The sequence below is a fragment of the Mesorhizobium loti genome (assembly GCA_014189435.1).
Lineage (GTDB): Bacteria > Pseudomonadota > Alphaproteobacteria > Rhizobiales > Rhizobiaceae > Mesorhizobium > Mesorhizobium loti_G.
The window spans coordinates 6,385,523-6,401,943 of record CP050293.1; the positions used below are offsets into that span (position 1 = coordinate 6,385,523).

At 62.9% G+C, this 16,421-nt stretch carries 17 protein-coding genes and 2 pseudogenes; 5 read left to right on the forward strand and 14 right to left on the reverse strand.

The annotated features are described in order from the left end of the window. Nucleotides 1–254: 254 nt before the first annotated feature. Both HB777_30585 and HB777_30590 read right to left on the reverse strand, forming a co-directional pair. Nucleotides 255–860, reverse strand: a complete 606-nt coding sequence (locus tag HB777_30585; GenBank protein QND67865.1) for a DUF1236 domain-containing protein — start codon at nt 858–860, stop codon at nt 255–257. A 63-nt stretch (nt 861–923) separates the two neighbouring features. Then, nucleotides 924–2,021 carry a hypothetical protein gene (locus HB777_30590; protein QND67866.1) on the reverse strand — a complete coding sequence of 366 codons (1,098 nt, stop codon included), beginning with the start codon at nt 2,019–2,021 and terminating at the stop codon, nt 924–926. Nucleotides 2,022–2,385: 364 nt separating this feature from the next. On the opposite strand from HB777_30590, the gene HB777_30595 reads away from it, so the two are divergent. Beyond that, nucleotides 2,386–3,183: a murein transglycosylase gene (locus HB777_30595; protein ID QND67867.1), complete on the forward strand. Its 798-nt coding sequence runs from the start codon at nt 2,386–2,388 to the stop codon at nt 3,181–3,183. 390 nt (nt 3,184–3,573) lie between these two features. Here HB777_30595 and HB777_30600 read toward each other — a convergent pair whose 3' ends face one another. The 3 genes and pseudogenes from HB777_30600 to HB777_30610 all read right to left on the reverse strand — a co-directional run bounded on the left by HB777_30600 (nt 3,574) and on the right by HB777_30610 (nt 6,105). Beyond that, on the reverse strand, nt 3,574–4,116 hold the full coding sequence (locus HB777_30600) for a hypothetical protein (GenBank protein ID QND67868.1): 543 nt from the start codon (nt 4,114–4,116) through the stop codon (nt 3,574–3,576). Nucleotides 4,117–4,287: 171 nt separating this feature from the next. Next, nucleotides 4,288–4,716, reverse strand: a pseudogene (locus tag HB777_30605) (hypothetical protein). A 165-nt stretch (nt 4,717–4,881) separates the two neighbouring features. Beyond that, nucleotides 4,882–6,105, reverse strand: coding sequence for an argininosuccinate synthase (locus HB777_30610; GenBank protein QND67869.1), 1,224 nt, complete (start codon nt 6,103–6,105; stop codon nt 4,882–4,884). Between the two features lie 291 nt (nt 6,106–6,396). On the opposite strand from HB777_30610, the pseudogene HB777_30615 reads away from it, so the two are divergent. Together HB777_30615 and HB777_30620 are read left to right on the forward strand one after the other, a co-directional pair. Further along, nucleotides 6,397–8,388: pseudogene (locus tag HB777_30615) on the forward strand (EAL domain-containing protein). Between the two features lie 213 nt (nt 8,389–8,601). Further along, nucleotides 8,602–9,243 carry a LysE family translocator gene (locus HB777_30620; protein QND67870.1) on the forward strand — a complete coding sequence of 214 codons (642 nt, stop codon included), beginning with the start codon at nt 8,602–8,604 and terminating at the stop codon, nt 9,241–9,243. Here the strand turns inward: HB777_30620 and HB777_30625 are convergent. From HB777_30625 to rlmN, 4 genes are all read right to left on the reverse strand, one after another. Continuing rightward, complete coding sequence (locus tag HB777_30625) at nt 9,215–9,766, reverse strand: hypothetical protein (GenBank protein ID QND67871.1); 552 nt, start codon at nt 9,764–9,766, stop codon at nt 9,215–9,217. The genes HB777_30620 and HB777_30625 overlap by 29 nt on opposite strands. A 76-nt stretch (nt 9,767–9,842) precedes the next feature. Then, nucleotides 9,843–10,325: a hypothetical protein gene (locus HB777_30630; GenBank protein ID QND67872.1), complete on the reverse strand. Its 483-nt coding sequence runs from the start codon at nt 10,323–10,325 to the stop codon at nt 9,843–9,845. Then, a complete protein-coding gene (locus HB777_30635) occupies nt 10,325–10,780 on the reverse strand; it encodes a hypothetical protein (GenBank protein QND67873.1) in 456 nt (151 codons plus the stop codon). Before HB777_30635 ends, HB777_30630 begins: the two co-directional genes overlap by 1 nt. Beyond that, on the reverse strand, nt 10,777–12,012 hold the full coding sequence (gene rlmN, locus HB777_30640; protein ID QND67874.1) for a 23S rRNA (adenine(2503)-C(2))-methyltransferase RlmN: 1,236 nt from the start codon (nt 12,010–12,012) through the stop codon (nt 10,777–10,779). The genes HB777_30635 and rlmN overlap by 4 nt, the downstream gene beginning before the upstream one ends. Nucleotides 12,013–12,283: 271 nt before the next feature. Here rlmN and HB777_30645 point away from each other — a divergent pair, with 271 nt between their 5' ends. Continuing rightward, a complete protein-coding gene (locus tag HB777_30645; GenBank protein QND67875.1) occupies nt 12,284–12,583 on the forward strand; it encodes a hypothetical protein in 300 nt (99 codons plus the stop codon). A gap of 156 nt (nt 12,584–12,739) precedes the next feature. On the opposite strand, the gene HB777_30650 is transcribed toward HB777_30645, so the two are convergent. The 3 genes from HB777_30650 to HB777_30660 form a co-directional block, all read right to left on the reverse strand. After that, on the reverse strand, nt 12,740–13,243 hold the full coding sequence (locus HB777_30650) for a hypothetical protein (protein QND67876.1): 504 nt from the start codon (nt 13,241–13,243) through the stop codon (nt 12,740–12,742). Nucleotides 13,244–13,512: 269 nt separating this feature from the next. Continuing rightward, nucleotides 13,513–13,875: a DUF1232 domain-containing protein gene (locus HB777_30655; protein QND67877.1), complete on the reverse strand. Its 363-nt coding sequence runs from the start codon at nt 13,873–13,875 to the stop codon at nt 13,513–13,515. A 351-nt stretch (nt 13,876–14,226) separates the two neighbouring features. After that, nucleotides 14,227–14,520, reverse strand: coding sequence for a 4a-hydroxytetrahydrobiopterin dehydratase (locus HB777_30660; protein QND67878.1), 294 nt, complete (start codon nt 14,518–14,520; stop codon nt 14,227–14,229). Between the two features lie 107 nt (nt 14,521–14,627). Here HB777_30660 and HB777_30665 point away from each other — a divergent pair, with 107 nt between their 5' ends. Then, the gene (locus HB777_30665; GenBank protein QND67879.1) at nt 14,628–15,140 is read left to right on the forward strand and encodes a low molecular weight phosphotyrosine protein phosphatase; all 513 of its coding nucleotides are present in this window, start codon (nt 14,628–14,630) and stop codon (nt 15,138–15,140) included. Here the strand turns inward: HB777_30665 and thpR are convergent. Together thpR and HB777_30675 are read right to left on the reverse strand one after the other, a co-directional pair. Further along, nucleotides 15,044–15,640 (reverse strand): RNA 2',3'-cyclic phosphodiesterase, encoded by a 597-nt coding sequence (thpR, locus tag HB777_30670; protein QND67880.1) that lies wholly within the window; start codon nt 15,638–15,640, stop codon nt 15,044–15,046. The two genes, HB777_30665 and thpR, sit on opposite strands and share 97 nt — an antisense overlap. 129 nt (nt 15,641–15,769) lie before the next feature. Further along, the gene (locus HB777_30675) at nt 15,770–16,414 is read right to left on the reverse strand and encodes an arylesterase (GenBank protein QND67881.1); all 645 of its coding nucleotides are present in this window, start codon (nt 16,412–16,414) and stop codon (nt 15,770–15,772) included. Between the last annotated feature and the right edge of the window lie 7 nt (nt 16,415–16,421).

Consider the following 16,421-nt stretch of genomic DNA (forward strand, 5'->3'; position numbering starts at 1 on the left):
TTGCGCGCAATCCTTTCCGGGGTTGCGCCGCCCCTCACCTGCCTGCCGGCATCCTCTCCCCGTATAGTGACGGGGAGAGGGGAGCTCTCATCGCCGATTTGGCCAATCACCAGCGTTGCAAGAAGCGCGCCGAGGTTGCGGCCAGCTTCCTTCTCCCCGTCACTATACGGGGAGAAGTGCCCGGCAGGGCGATGAGGGGCGGCGCCAGCTTTGACAATTGGTGGTCTCCAACACAGGCGACCGCCGCCGCCGTATCAGCGCACGACGTACATGATGCGCCGCGTCTGCGGATCGATCAGCGCCGGCTGGCCGTTCACATAGACATAGCGGTAGTTGTAATCCGGGATTTCGCGCAGCTCGACGGTGTCGGGCAAGGTGGCGCCGGTCACCACCTCGCCGTCGAGATAGACGGGGTCGAGGCGATGCGTGTCGACATAGGTTCTGATTTCGAGCGGGGGTGGGGGGAAGGCGTCCTCGATCGGCTCACCGGCAACGATCGCGCCGGTATAGTCGGTCGAGTAGTCACCGATGTCGTCCGGCGGCGAGACGACAGTAACGCTGGAACCGTGCGGCCGCTGCGTCAGCACCACCCGGGTGCCGCTGAAATCTGCCGTCACATAGTCGGAATAGACCCAGCCCTGGCCGCCGGCCTCGGCGATGGTGCACCATTTGCTGTTTTCGATGCAGCCATTGAGCGTCGCCGACTGGCCGGCGGCGAGCACGCCGATGACAGGATATTGCGGACCAGGCCCGGCGCGGACGTTGAGATCGGTGACGGCGGAGACGGCGGTGTCGGCAAAGGCGGCGCCCGACATCGCGGTCAGCATTCCGGCGACAGCCGGAAACAATAGGGATTTCATGATTTCTCTCCGTTTTCATGGACCCTCGCCAGCGAAAACGGGTCAGTGGCTCATGCGTTCCCGCTAAAACGCCTGCGCCAGCTCACGATTTGTTCCCTGTTCTCCAGGCAAACCGGTCAGAAGTTCGTGAACGAAGGCCAATTTCCGCGCCGTGACGTCCGAAATGACGAAGGGGTAGAGGTCGGGCAGGCCCATGCAGCGGTTGATCGAATTGGAGGCTTCAGACAGCACCAGCCAGCGGGCAAGGATCTTTTCGAAAGGCTCGGGCTCGGTCGCCGGCTCTGAGGGGGCGGCCTGCAGCCCGCCGCCAGTGTCGCCTTGCGGCAAGTCGTTGGCCTCCACCGTTTCCAGCCTGCCGAGCGGAAAGTTCAGCGCGTGGACCATCTCCAGCGTGTCGGTGATGTGTAGATGGTGGGCCCAGGTTTCCGCCCAGTCCTCCCACGGATGCGAGGTGGCATAGGCCGAGATGTGGCCTTGCTGCCAATCGGGCGCGGCGCCATTGGCATAGTAGGCCTTCAGCGCCTGTTCGTAGTCGGCGCGATCGTCGCCGAACAGTGTGCGGAAAGCTTGGAGCCTTTGCGGATCGTCGCGGATCAGGCGGTCCCAGTAATAGTGGCCGAGTTCATGGCGGAAATGGCCGAGCAAGGTGCGATAATTCTCGCCCATCTCGACACGCCGCTTCTCGCGCTCCGCCGAGTCCGCTTCGGCGACGTTGAGCGTGATCAGGCCATTGTCGTGGCCGGTCAGGATGCGTTCGCCGCCGGGGCCGCCGCCGATCGGGTCGGCGAGGAAGTCGAAGGCCAGGCCGATCTCGTCGGCGGGGCTCTGCTTGGGCGCCACCGGCAGTCCGAAGGCCAGCAGCGAGTAGATGGCGCGCTTCTTCGCCGCCTCGACGCGGATCCAGCGGCGGCGATTGCCGTCGACGGAAAGGTTCGGGATCAGCTGGTTCAGCACGCAGGCGCGACAAAAGGCCTGTCCCGGCTCGGCCATCCAGTTGCAGGCGCATTCATCGGCATTGGTGCACTGGAAGATGCCATCGATATCAGACAGCGCAAAGCGGGCGTGCTCGGGATCGTAGAGCACGAGACTGCTGCAGTTCAGACACTGGGCGTTCTCGAAATAGATGCGGTGGCCGCAATGCGGGCAGTCGAAGAGCTTCATGTCGGTCTCAAACCTTCAGAGCCAGCATATGTGGGGCGGCACGTGCCCAACGCCAACCGTCCACCGGCGTTCTGCATCTCTCGAACTGTTTGTTGGAACATGATCTTATTGGAAGACCGGATCCGCTTTTCGAGGATATGTCCTATTTCGCGCGCCTGGTCCTAGCGGCGGCAAGACCGGCCGAACCGGCGCCGATGATCACGACATCAACGTCTTCCATTGCGTCCCCCGCCACAATAATCACTTGATCGTAGGCAAATTCCCCTTCATTGGCCAGCGTAGCGCCGGGGGACGGTGACAATTGCGCGTTTCACTGGCAAATTCGCAACCGGGACGTGATTCAGGCAAATCAGGAGAGAAAAGCATGGCATTACTTGCCAAGGGAAAGATGTTTGCATCGGCCGTGGTGGCGGTGCTTGCGCTGGCTACGGGCGCGCAGGCGGCGGCCAGCTGCGGCAAGACCGGCGCCGGATTCGAGGCTTGGAAGCCGGAGTTCGCCGCCGAGGCCAAGTCCGAAGGCGTGGGCCCCAAGGGTCTGGCCGCTCTGGCCGGCGCGAGCTACGCAACAAAGACGATCTCCGTCGACCGCGGCATCCACAAGGCGTTCAGCGGCTCGGTGGATGATTTCATGAAGCGCCGTGGCGGGGCCGCGATCATTTCCAAGGGCCGGTCGCTGAAGAAGTCGAACGCGGCGCTGTTTTCCAAGATCGAAGCGAATTACGGCGTGTCGCCGGGTGTGTTGCTCGCCATCTGGGGTATGGAAACCGGGTTCGGTTCCGCCATGGGCAACCAGAATACGGTTTCTGCCATTTTGACGCTTGCCTATGATTGCCGCCGTCCGGGTTTCTTTTACCCGCATGCCATTGCGGCCCTGAAGCTGGTTGACCGCGGGGCGTTGACAGCCTCGTCCGTCGGCGCCGCGCATGGCGAGATTGGCCACACGCAGTTCCTGCCCGGAAATGTCTTGAAGTATGGCGTCGGCAGCGGAAACCTGCGCGACAAGGGCACTGCGCTGGCTTCCACCGCCAACTTCCTCAAGGGTCATGGCTGGCGTGCCGGTGCGAGCGCGAGTTCGAATATGGGCGCAATTGCCGGCTGGAATTCGGCGAGCGTCTATCAGCAGGCTATCGCCCGCATCGCCACCGCAATCGACGGCGACTGACAGAAATCTCCAGACTATTCGACGGAAAGCCCGGCCATGCGCCGGGCTTTCTCGTTCTGACATTCGGAATTGGCCGAGGTCTCCCAACGTCGTCATCCCTGGGCGGAGCAGGAGCGAAGCTCCGTCGCGGAGACCCTGGGATCCATGCCGTGACCTTTGCCACGGAGTGCAGCGGAGCTGAATTCTGCGCCGTAGCGGCGCCCAGAAGTCGCGGCATGGATCCTCGGGTCTGCGCCGCGTCGCTGCGCTCCTTGCTCCGCCCGTGGATGACGAAGCGATGGGCGTTCCCTGCCAATAGCCCAAGATGTTCGGTTCGTCGACGCACCGATCAAACTCTTGCGCCGGGGCGCATTTCACTTGGCTCAATAGAACCCGGCGCCGCGCCGCGTTCTATTTCACATCAAGCACGTAGGAACAGCCAGCCAGCGTCTTGCCGGGGTGTGACTCGACGGTCGAGACGTTGAGCTTGATGTCCGTGGAGAAGGTCAATCCCTCCGACTCTTCGGTGTTTTGGACAACAACTTTCTCGCCCAGGAATTTTTGCGGCGTCGAAAAAACGGCTACGATATCGAGCTCCCTGGCAAGCTCTGGCGCGGCAATGCCATCCAGCACGGCCATCGGCCCGGCAGCGGTAAAAACGATCGATCCTGTCTCGCGGTTGAACACGCGAATTTTGGCCGGCAGCTCGTATTGGCTGAGAAACGGATTGCCCGAGGCAACCTCCTTCCAGCCAAGCGTTTCAACGGCACCTGGTGCGCTGGACAGCCAAAGGGCAAAGTCGTTGTAGGCCGGAACGTCGGCACGGCATTCGATTAGGGCGGGAAGGTCGAGGGCTGCGGGGTCAAAGTCGTCGGCTTTGGCGACAGCCAGGTTCGCCAGGACAGCCAGCGCGGGTAGGAAGCCGATTCCAAGAGTGGCCGAGCGGCTGGGCATGTCACCTCAATAATGCGCGTAGCCGCTCAGCGGGCATTTCTGGGAAACGGGAACCTGGAAGGTGCCGTCGACACCGTTGCAGTTGCGGAACTTGGAGTTCCGCGGCGCCGGGGTAGCCGCCTTTGGCCTGCCCTCGATGACCATCGGGACTCCGGCAGCTTGCGAGTAGCTGCCGCCCAAGGGGCATTTCTGGGAAGCGAGAACCTCGAAGGAGCCAGTGATAACATTTGAGCAGGTGCGGAATTTGGAGTTCCGCGGTGCCGGGGGTTGCGTAGCGCCCTTCGACTTGCCCTTGATGACCATCCAGATTTCGGTCGGTTGGTCGAGTTGCAGGTTGTTTATGTCGGAATAGCTGATCCGCCCGCTGCGGAGCCCTTCGGCAATGCGCTGGCAAAACAGGGCCGGCATGCGCTCCTGCGAGACGCCCATGAAAGAGGCGATCTCGTGCTTGAACGTAAGGCCCCATGCTGCCTGGACAGCACTGACACACCCGCTCAAGTTCGCCTTCGGCTCGCGCTTGCCGGCTGCCTGCGAAGACTGGCTACCTGCAAAGACGACCGTCGCCACAAGCAGAAGAAGAACACCATTTTTCACTGTCAAAACCCCTCCATCCCGCAAGAGACCTAAGATGAAGCCGCCGAAAGGTCAAACAGGAACGTCTCCGAAGTCGTTTGATTTTCTTTATATTAGTAGCATCAAATAAAAACCCGGCGTCTTCGCCGGGTTTCGTGGGTCGTTTCAATTCTGCCGTGATCGGTATAGTTGTCAGCCCCGGCGGTTACGCGCGGCCAGCGTGCGCAACCGCAGCGCGTTGAGGCGGATGAAGCCGGCGGCGTCCTTCTGGTCGTAGGCGCCACGGTCATCCTCGAAGGTGACCAGCGCGTCGGAATAGAGCGTCTTCTTCGACTTGCGGCCGGTGACCATGACGTTGCCCTTGTAGAGCTTGAGGCGCACCGTGCCTTCGACGTCTTCCTGGCTCTTGTCGATCATCGCCTGCAGCATCAGCCGCTCGGGCGCGAACCAGAAGCCGTTGTAGATCAGCTCGGCGTAGCGCGGCATGAACTCGTCCTTGAGGTGGGCGGCACCGCGATCGAGCGTGATCGATTCGATGGCGCGGTGGGCAGCGATCAGGATGGTGCCGCCTGGTGTTTCGTAGACGCCGCGCGACTTCATGCCGACGAAACGGTTCTCGACCAGGTCGAGGCGGCCGATGCCGTTGTCGCGGCCGAGATCGTTGAGGGCCGCCAGCATGGTCGCCGGCGACAGTTTCTTGCCGTTGAGCGCGATCGGATCGCCCTTCAGGAATTCGATCTCGATCTCGGTGACCTTGTCGGGGGCATCCATCGGCGAAACGGTGCGCTGGTGGACGAATTCCGGCGGCTCCACCCACGGATCTTCCAGAACCTTGCCCTCGGACGAGGAGTGCAGCAGGTTGGCATCGACGGAGAACGGTGCGTCGCCCTTCTTGTCCTTCGGCACCGGGATCTGGTGCTGCTCGGCGAAGTTCATCAGGTCGGTACGCGACTTGAACGACCAGTCGCGCCATGGTGCAATGACCTTGATGTCGGGGTTCAGCGCATAGGCCGAAAGCTCGAAGCGAACCTGGTCGTTGCCCTTGCCGGTGGCGCCATGCGCAATGGCGTCGGCGCCGGTCTCCCTGGCTATATCGACCAGGTGCTTGGAGATCAGCGGCCGAGCGATCGAGGTGCCGAGCAGATAGGTGCCTTCATAGACGGTGTTGGCGCGAAACATCGGGAAGACGAAGTCGGAAACGAATTCCTCGCGCACGTCGACGACGCGGATGTCCTTGATGCCCATCATCTCGGCCTTGCGGCGCGCCGGCTCGAGTTCGCCGCCCTGGCCGAGATCGGCGGTGAACGTCACGACTTCGGCGCCGAGCTCGGTCTGCAGCCATTTCAGGATGATGGATGTGTCGAGGCCGCCGGAATAGGCGAGCACGACCTTCTTGACGTCTTTGGCCTTGGACATTTCTGCTCCGTCGATGGCGCACGCCCCAGCCGAGGCGTCATGGATTGTCGGAGGGCCTTTTAGCAGGAACGGCAAAGCGAGCAAGCACGTGCGCGTGCATGGCTTCTGGTCCAGCGCATGGCGGGAGGCCGGCGGGGGAACAACCTGCTGCAATCAAGGGCTGCATTTGCCGGAGGGGCTTAATCAAGTTTTCACGCCCTGCGGCTAACACTGGGGCAAAGCCGCCTTGGCATGTGCCGGGCGGCTCTTGCCTGCTTCGCCGTGGGCACCCTCGGGCTTGGGCCGTTCTTGATGCGCGTTATATCATGTATCGCCACGGAGCATAATCTGTGGCTCGTTCTGCTGGCGGCGCTGATGTGCGTCACCGGCTGCTGGGTGACGATCGGCCTCTTCGACCGTGCCAGGAAAACCGCCGGCGTGCAGATGCGGGGCTGGCTGTTCCTGACCGCGGTCGCCGCCGGTTCCTCGATCTGGTGCACGCACTTCATCGCCATGCTGGCCTATCAGCCCGGCGCGCCGATCACGTTCGATCCGGTCTTGACCATGGTGTCGCTGGTCATCGCCATCGTCGGCACCGGAGCGGGCTTCACCCTTGCCTCCGACAAGCGTCTGGCCCCGGAGTGGGGCGGCTGTGTCGTCGGTCTGGCGATCTCGGCCATGCACTACACCGGCATGATGGCCTATCACGTTGCCGGCATCGTCGAATGGGACGGCTCCTATGTCGCCGCTTCGCTGGTGATTTCGGCGGTGTTTTCCGCTTTGGCCGTTGGCCATGCGGTGCGCCGGCCATACCGCTGGTCGCACTATCTCGCCATCGGGCTGCTGGTGCTGGCGATCGTCGGCCTGCATTTCACGGCGATGGCGGCGGTGGCCGTGACGCCGCTGTCCTTCATCACCACCGGCACCAATCCCGATATTCTGGTGGCGATGGCGGTCGCCGTCGCCGTCGTCGGCCTGATCGTCGCGGCCACCGGCTTTGCCAGCTACCTGATCGATGAGCGCGGCCGCCTGGAAAGCTTCGAGCGGCTTCAGCATCTCGCCCTCAACGACGCCCTTACCGGTCTTCCCAACCGGGTCTCCTTCAACGACCGCCTCGACCATGAGATCGACCGGGCACGCGAGGGCGAGGACACGATGACGGCGGTCATCGTCATCGATCTCGACCGCTTCAAGGAGATCAACGACCTCAGGGGGCACGCGGCCGGCGACCAGGCGCTCAAGATCGTCGCCCGCAGGCTGTCGAAACTCATCGGCGAGGGCGAATTCGTCGCAAGGCTCGGCGGTGACGAGTTCGCCGCGATCAAGCGCTTCAAGGATCAGAAGGACCTTCTCGGCCTGGTCTCGCGGCTGGAGAAATCCCTGTTCGAGCCGTTGCGGCTCGACGATTTCGAAATTGCCGCCGGCGCCAGCATCGGCGTCGCCGTCTATCCGCGCGACGGGGCCGATCGCGAGCGGCTGGTCAGCAATGCCGATCTTGCCATGTACCGGGCAAAGAACGACGTGACTCGCGCCGTCTGCTTCTACGAATCCGCCATGGACGAGACGGCGCGGGCGCGGCGCGCGCTGGCCACCGACCTTCGGCAGGCGATCGAGCGCGGCGAGCTTTCGCTCCACTATCAGGTGCAGACCTCGGTCCCGACCGGCGCCACCTGCGGCTACGAGGCATTGCTGCGCTGGACCCATCCCGTGCATGGCATGATCCCGCCGGTCGAATTCATCCCGATCGCCGAGGAGAACGGCTCGATCATGGCGATCGGCGAATGGGTGCTGCGGACCGCGTGCCGCCAGGCAGCCTCGTGGGACAATGGCCACAAGATCGCGGTCAATCTGTCGCCGGTGCAGTTCGCCCATGCCGATCTCGCCAAGCTCGTCCACCAGATCCTGGTCGAGACCGGGCTATCGCCGAAACGGCTGGAGCTTGAGCTGACCGAATCGACGATCGTCGCCGACAAGGTGCGCACGCTGCATGTCCTGCGCCAGATCAAGGCGCTGGGGGTGACGATCGCGATCGACGATTTCGGCACCGGCTATTCATCGCTCGATACGCTGCGCTCGTTTCCCTTCGACAAGATCAAGCTCGACCGCTCGTTCATGGCCGACGTCGAGCGTAGCCCGCAGGCCAAGGCGATCATCCGGGCGGTGCTGACGCTGGGCCGCAGCCTCGACATTCCGGTGCTCGCCGAAGGCGTCGAGACGCATGTCCAGCTCACCATCCTGCAGGTCGAAGGCTGCAACGAGGCGCAAGGCTATTTCCTCGGCCGGCCCAAGCCGATCGATCAGATCCTGCTCATCGGCGGTCCCGATGTCCGCAACGACCAGCTCGTCGCCGAGGAGCCCGCTAGGATGCGGCTGAGCAGGCAGGCATAGGATTGCGGCGGGTGGCCGCGCGCCGATGCCTTCGCCGTGCGCCTGCTGGATCGACCATCGGATCGCTGCTGCGCCTGGCACCGTCGCGGCGCATCCTGTATAGGCCCTTGCAATCCCCTGGGGCCGCCCATGTCGTTCATTCCAGACACCACCACGCTGATCCAGTTCGCCATCGCCACCGTCATCCTGGCGATCACGCCGGGGCCGGACATGACCCTGTTCGTCTCGCGCACGCTGAGCCAGGGCCGCGCCACCGGCTTTGCCTCGATGGCCGGCGCGGAGTGCGGCACGCTGATCCACACTACGCTGGTGGTGGTCGGCGTCTCGGCGCTGATCGTTGCCTCGCCGATGGCCTTCCTGGCGCTGAAGATCTTTGGCGCCGGCTATCTCGTCTTCCTGGCCTGGCAGGCGATTGCCAAGGGCTCGGCCTTTTCGCCGGAGAAGAAGACGGGACCCGAGATTTCGCTGTTCCGCGCCTGGGCGGCGGGGCTTGGCGTCAATCTGCTCAATCCGAAGGTCATCCTGTTCTTCATGACCTTCCTGCCGCAATTCGTCTCCGCGCATGATCCGAACGCGCCGGGAAAGCTGTTTTTCCTTGGGCTCATGTTCATCGTGCTGTCGGTCCCGGTGACCGTGCCGATGGTGCTGGCGGCGGAAAGGTTTTCGGCAGCAATGAAGGCCAGCCCGCGCGTCACGCGGGTGGTCGATTATCTCTTCGCCGGGGTCTTTTCGGCCTTCGCGCTCAAGATCCTGACGGCGCAGGCGAAGTAGGCTTTCGCCGGCCTGCGCTTCGTCCCGAAACCAGCCAATAGGCCAGTCCGCCGATCAGCCCACACGTGAACAGCACTGCGTTGTCCTCCAGGGAGGGTATCGCTGGAATACTGGCCAGATGGGGTCTCTGCAACTTGCCGACATATTTCTCCCAGAAGGGCTGGTATTGGATCCAGAATGGAAAGTAGGCAACGATGCCGGTCAGGCCGCCCGCAGCCGTATAGTAGATCGGCGTTCTGATCGAAGCGAGTTCCGCAACGACGACGACCAAGCAGAAAGGCAGAACGCTGAGAACGCTGACAAAGACGGCAAAGATCGACGTCAGGAACAAGCCTATCTTCAGCACTACCCACTGCTCGGGATGTTCCCAGATGGCGACTGCTGCGGACATAACGATCATGGCCAGACTGGACGTCATCACCGCGGCCATGAATCCAACAGTTATGGTTCCCAACCGGGCCATGGCAAAATGCGCCAATCCACTAGATTGAAACGAACAGTATTCCTGCTCATCAATGAGCAAGAATCGTTAAGATCGACTGTGCAAGACCACCGGGGGGCGACTATCTCTTCGCCGGTGCTGTTCCAGGCCTTCGCGCTCAAGATCCTGACGGCCCAGACGAAGGAGATGCCTTCTCGTCTTTCCACCAGCTTCCGGCCCAGCGCCCGGCGCTGAGCCAGTAGAAGATGCCGCCGACCATGCCGCCGCCGATCACCGCCATGATGGCGCTGGTCTCCCGGATCGCGAAGGTGGCATCGCGGGCATGATCGACCATGGCGAGGAAAACGCCGGCGACCACCGCGCCCGCCAGCGCATAGAACAGCCAGTCGCGCCGGCCGAGGATCTCGGCAAGCAGGATGACGACGCAAGCCGGCATCAGGGCGAAATAGGCGACGAACAGGGCGACGAAGGGAATTGAAAAATAGAGCGAAGCGGTCGCTGTCGGATGCGCCTGCTCCGGCGTGTAGCCGAGTGACGCCAGGAACAGGATGTTGAGGAAGGCGCTCGCCGCCAGCGCGGCGACGGCATAGCCGAACAGGATGACTGCGAAACGGACGAGGTAGCCAATGAGACGGGTCATCATCCCAAATCCCGGCCCAGATCCCGGCGCATGCCAGACTTGCGCCCGGCCAGAAGCCAGTAGACCGAGCCGGCGGCAATGCCGGCCGTGGCCAGAAAACCGAGATAGCCCGGATTGAAAACAAAGCTGCCGGCAGAACGCGGGAGGGACACGCCAAACGCCGTCGAGGTGATCGCGCCCGTGGCGGCAAAGTAGAACCATCCCCGAAGCGAAAACCATTCGGCGACAAAGAGCGCGGGGCCGACGATCAACAGCGCGCCGACCATCACGGTCAAGACGGCGAGCGGGAACGAGCCCAGCCAGTCGAAGGCGAAAATGATCGACCAGTTGCCGTCCTCGATGCCTTCCAGAAGCGCGATCAGCAGCACGGGCACCAGGATCGAGGTCAGCACACCGGCGATATAACCGACGGCCATCATGGCGAGGCGCTTCGGCCAGGCGAAGCGGCGGCTCACGCCTCGCCGTGCCCCGCGATCATCATGGCCTCCAGGGCCAGCCGGTCGACCTTGCGCATGCGCTCGGAGTCCGACTTGAGCTGGCCGCAGGCGGCCAGGATGTCGCGGCCGCGCGGCGTGCGGATCGGCGAGGCATAGCCGGCATTGTTGATGTAGTCGGCGAATTTCTCGATCGTCTCCCAGTCCGAGCACTGGTAGTTGGTGCCTGGCCACGGGTTGAACGGGATCAAATTGATCTTGGCCGGAATACCCTTGAGCAGCTTGATCAGGCCCTTGGCGTCCTCGATGGAATCGTTGACGTCCTTCAGCATCACATATTCGAAGGTGATGCGCTTGGCGTTCGACAGGCCGGGATAGGCGCGGCAGGCGGCGATCAGTTCCTTCAGCGGATACTTCTTGTTGATCGGCACCAGGAGGTCGCGCAGATCGTCGTTGGTGGCGTGCAGCGAGATCGCCAGCATGACGCCGATCTCCTCGCCGGTCCGGAAGATTTCCGGCACGACGCCGGAGGTCGACAGCGTGATGCGCCTCTTGGACAACGACAGGCCGTCGCCGTCGGAGGCGATCAGCAGCGCCTTTTTCACCGCCTCGAAATTGTAGAGTGGCTCGCCCATGCCCATCATGACGATGTTGGATACTTTGCGGCCCTCGGCCGGCACGATGGCGCCGTCCGGCGTGTCGCGGTCGGGGAAATCGCCGAGCCGGTCGCGGGCGGTGAGCAACTGGGCGAGGATTTCCTCGGCGGTCAAATTGCGCACCAGCTTCTGCGTGCCGGTGTGGCAGAACGAGCAGGTCAGCGTGCAGCCGACCTGCGAGGAGATGCAAAGCGTGCCGCGGCCTTCCTCGGGAATGTAGACGGTCTCGATCTCGACGGGCCGGCCGGCGCCGCGCGGCGGAAAGCGGAACAGCCATTTGCGCGTGCCGTCGGCGGAAATCTGCTCCTCGACGATTTCAGGCCTGGCGACGGTGAAATGCTTGTCGAGTTCGGCGCGCAGATCCTTGGAGATGTTGAACATGCCGGCGAAGTCGGAGACGCCACGCACATACATCCAGTGCCAGAGCTGCTGGGCGCGCATTTTGGCCTGGCGCTCGGGCACGGTGCCTGATGCAACCAGAGCCTCGGCGAGTTCGATCCGCGTCAGGCCGATCAGCGACGGCTTTTCGGGCTGCGCAGCGCGGGCGCGCAACGCGTCACGGGCGCCGTCAATGGTAAGATCAAATGAAAGGGTCATGGTTTGCACTGATATAAGCGGTTTGCGGCCGATTTCACGCATCGTGCCGGAAAGGAAGCGCGGCGCATAGCACAGGTTGAGGGCAGAGTCATGCGGCGGGAATGCAACCGCATGCACGCCGGCTGACAGGCGGCCACGACCATCTGGCAGCCTTGCCCTATCTTTCCACGCAAAGGAACCGATCACATCGTCGTGTTTGCGTAACGATTCCCATCGCGCCGTCGAAATCCGAAAGGGGCAACCATGCCCCTACAAAATGGGAGTATGCAGAATGAACTCTATCAAGCTCGCCGTCATTGCCGGCCTCGTCGGCCTTTCCACCTCGCAGGCATTTGCCGAAAACGCGATGGGCACGATGACCATGATGAAGGGTGGAGAAGTGATGGCGATCATGCCGGACGGGCACATGGGCACCATGATGCCGGATGCAAAGATGGGCGCCGAGATGATGAAGATGGCAAAGCCGATCAAGCACTGCATGATGATGATGACCGATGCCAAGGGCAAAGCCTTCATGATCGACACGTCGACCAAGAAGGCTCAGGCCGAATGTGAAAAAATGGCCATGTGAGACTGAACCTGTCACGATCGAGACCCGCCGGCACACACGCCGGCGGGACATCCCGGACACCGGTCCAGGCCAAGTCAGGGCTGAAAAGCAAAAGGCCGGGCTTTGCGGCCCGGCCTGTCGTTCAAAACGAAGCTTTGTCTATTTGCGAAGCCTTACCTATTTGCACTTGGCGATCGACGTCAGCGCCGCCGAAATGCCCTTCAGCGAGAAGACATAGGAGGTCGGGTTGCCGCGACCGGACTTCGCCGTCACCTTCATGTCGGTGCCGGTCTTCATGGCAGCGATCAGCACCGGCTCCTCGGCGGCGTTCTCGACCCAGGCCGACTTGCCGCGCGTGAACATCGAGAAGGACTTCTTGTCGATGGTGACGGTGGCCTTGGAGCCTTCCTGGAAGGTGTAGCCGGCGATGAATTGCGGCTCGTAGGACACTTGCTGGCCGGGCCGCTGGCTGACGAAGAAGAACATGTCGCCATGGTCGAGCGTCGGCGGCTGCTTGTCGGTCGGCACGGTCAGGACATAGCAGACCTTGCCGCCCGATGCCTGGTAGCTGTAGGTGCCCCAGGCATTGTGCTGGCCGATCTTGGTCGCCGACTGCGCCAGTGCCGGCGCCGCCACGGCCACCAGGACCAGGCTCGAAACTAGTGCAATCAATCCGCGCATCGCTTTTCCCGTATTCCAACTGGTGCGGCGGCAGGCCGGCTTGGCGTCCTGCCCGTCGCTTCATTTTGATTTAATCTGGGTTACCAAACGGTGAATTTCCTTTGAGAAAAGGACCCGCACCCGAGGAAACCGCCGCCATTCCCGCGCCGCCGCCCTCTCAGCGGGTGGCGCGACGTCCCTTCGGCGACTTGGAGGCCACGAAAGCGGCAAGAGTTTGACTTTTTGCGCTGCCGCCGAAAGCCGGCTTCAACCGCGTTTCGCGGGCGCGTTCAGCCCTTATCGGCGATGGCGTCCTTGGCGGCCTGCCGGTGCGCCGGGGTGATGTGGGCGCTGACGGCGGTGATTGCGGCGGTGAGCACGGCGATGTCGTCGGTGAAGCCAAGCCCGAAGACGAAGTCGGGAATGACATCCACCGGCAGCACGAAATAGCCGAGCGCGGCCAGCAGAATGCCCTTGGCGCGCAGCGGCGTGTTCTTGTCCATGGCGCAGTAATAGGCGGCCACGACCTCTTCCATGAAGGGGATCTGCCGCGCGGCCTTCTTGGCCGTGCGCCAGAATTTCTCGCGCACTTCGTTCTCGTCGCCGAGCTTGCCGCCAAAGCCGAAGAAATCAAAACCGGATCGTTGCGCCATCAGTTTCTCCTTGCGAGCGCCCATGCGCATCCCGGCGCATGCCCGCGAGCGAAAATGTGGTGAAAGGTGAACCGCGCTGCAAGATGCCGGCCCACAAATGGCGGATGGCTCGACTGGCAATTGCCGCGTTGATGGTTAGCCGAAGCCCTCTTCCCGTCGTCATTCTAGGGCGAAGCAAGGAGCGAAGCGACGCGGCGCAGACCCTAGAATCCATGCCGTGATCTCGGAGCGCCTCAGTGGTGCCGAATTCTGTTCCGCTGCACCCGCCACCAACGTCCCGGCATGGATCCTCGGGTCTGCGCGTCCGCTTCGCTCCCGCTACGCCCGTGGATGACGAAGCCTGGAGGCCGCCTAACCGGCAAAGCGGTTCATTTTCTTCGCCAGATCGATATCGAGCGCGGTGACGCCGCCGGCATCGTGGGTGTTGAGCGTCACGTCGACGGTCTTGTAGACATTCGACCAGTCGGGATGGTGGTCCATCTTCTCGGCGGCCAGCGCGACGCGGGTCATGAAGGCGAAAGCCTCGGAGAAATTCGCGAAGGTGAATGTGCGCTTGATGGAGGCGCCGTCCGCCGCCGGTGCCCAGCCCTCGAGCCCGACCAGCGCGGCGGCGATTGCGTCCTTGCCCAGTTTCTCTCTCGTCATGTCAGCTTCCCGTGCTATTTGCAAAAATGACTCTCACCATAGTGCATGTCGCCCAAAAGTGCGTTGCGGTTTTGGGATAACGACATGCACAAGACAAATCCGGATCGATGAGCGCGAAGCCGATAGATTCCATTCTTTTCGTGTGCCTCGGCAACATCTGCCGCTCGCCGTTGGCGGAAGGCGTGCTTCGGGCCGTCCTGGCGGAGCGCGGGCGCGACATGCTGCTGGACTCTGCCGCGACCAGTGGCTGGGAGATCGGCTCTGCCCCCGACCCGCGCTCGATCGCGGTCGCCGTGCGTCACGGCGTCGACATTTCCGGGCAGAAGGCGCGCAAGGTCACGCCGCAGGATTTCCAACGCTTCGACCTGATCCTCGGCATGGACCGGTCGAATGTCGCCGACCTGAAAGCACTGGCGCCGGCAGCCATGCGCGACCGGGTGCAATTGTTCCTGGAATTCGCGCACGGCAAGGCAGGTGACGTGCCGGACCCCTATTATGACGGCGCGGAAGCCTTTGCCTCGGTCTACCGCATGATCCGCGAGGCGTCGGAGGCGCTGGCGACAAGGCTGGAGCCGCGGGCGTCCGTGCCCGACAGCGGCCAGGCTTCCTCGACGATATAGGGGCCGCCGCCGACCGAATCGCGCGACGACATCAAAACGAAACGGCCGATGCGAAACGGCAGCGTCGAGAAATTGCCGCGTGCGGACAGATACTGGGCGACGTCCAGCGGCGTCGAATTGCGTAGCCTTGCAAGTGTGACATGCGGCATGAACTTGCGCGGGTCGGCGGGGATGCCGAGCCGCTGGCAGATGCGGTCGATCTCGCCCTGAAGGGCGGCAAGATCGGGCGAGGCGGAAGCGCCCGCCCATACGGCATGCGGCTTCTTCTGGCCGAAAGCGCCGACACCGGATAGCGCCAGCGAGAAGGAGGGACGGTGGACACGGTCGAGTGCGTTGGCGATCTCGTCGGCGACATGGCCTGGGACATCGCCGATGAAGCGCAGTGTCAAATGGTAGTTCTCGACGTCGATCCAGCGGGCGCCTGGCAGGCCGCCCCTGAGCAGGGACAGCGAAAGGGCGGCGTCACGCGGAATTTCGAGGGCGGTGAAAAGACGCGGCATGAAGAGCCTCCCTTCCTCGAATCGAACTGTACCCATAGCGAATCATCGATAGTCAAACGGGGCAAGAGGTTTGTTGGTCACAGTCTTTGTTAAAAAGCTTCCCCAACGGAAACAGCTCCAGTCCCCCCCTTATGAACCACCCGGCACCGCCGCGATGGCCTTCTCGACGGTGGGCAGGATGCGTTCGACCATCTGGTCGACGCCCTGCGGGCTCGGATGCAGGCCGTCCTCGAGCTGCATGCCGGGCTGGCCGGCGACGCCGTCGAGAAAGAACGGGTAGAGCGCAACGCCATATTTGCCGGCCAGATCCGGAAAGATCGCGTCGAAGGCGTTCTGGTAGTCGGGGCCGAGATTGGGCGCGGCGCGCATGCCGGCCAAAAGCACGGCAATCCTGCGCTCTTTCAGCCTGCCCAGCATCTCGTCGAGGTTCGTTCTGGTGATGTCGGGCGAGACGCCGCGCAGCATGTCGTTGGCGCCGAGTTCGAGGATGACCAGCTGCGTGCCGTCCGGCACCGACCAGTCGAGCCGCGCCAGGCCGCCGCTCGTCGTGTCGCCGGAAACGCCGGCATTGGCGACGGTCACATCACGGCCCTTGGCGCCAAGCGCTGCCTGCAGCCTGTCGGTAAAGCCCTGGTCGGGTCCAAGGCCATAGCCCGCCATCAGGCTGTCACCGAAGCCGACGATCTTGAACGGCTCGGCACGCGCCGACGACATGGCGCCGCAAATGGCGAGGAAAACCATCAAGCCTGCGGCAATACTGCGTTTGAAAGACATGCGGCAG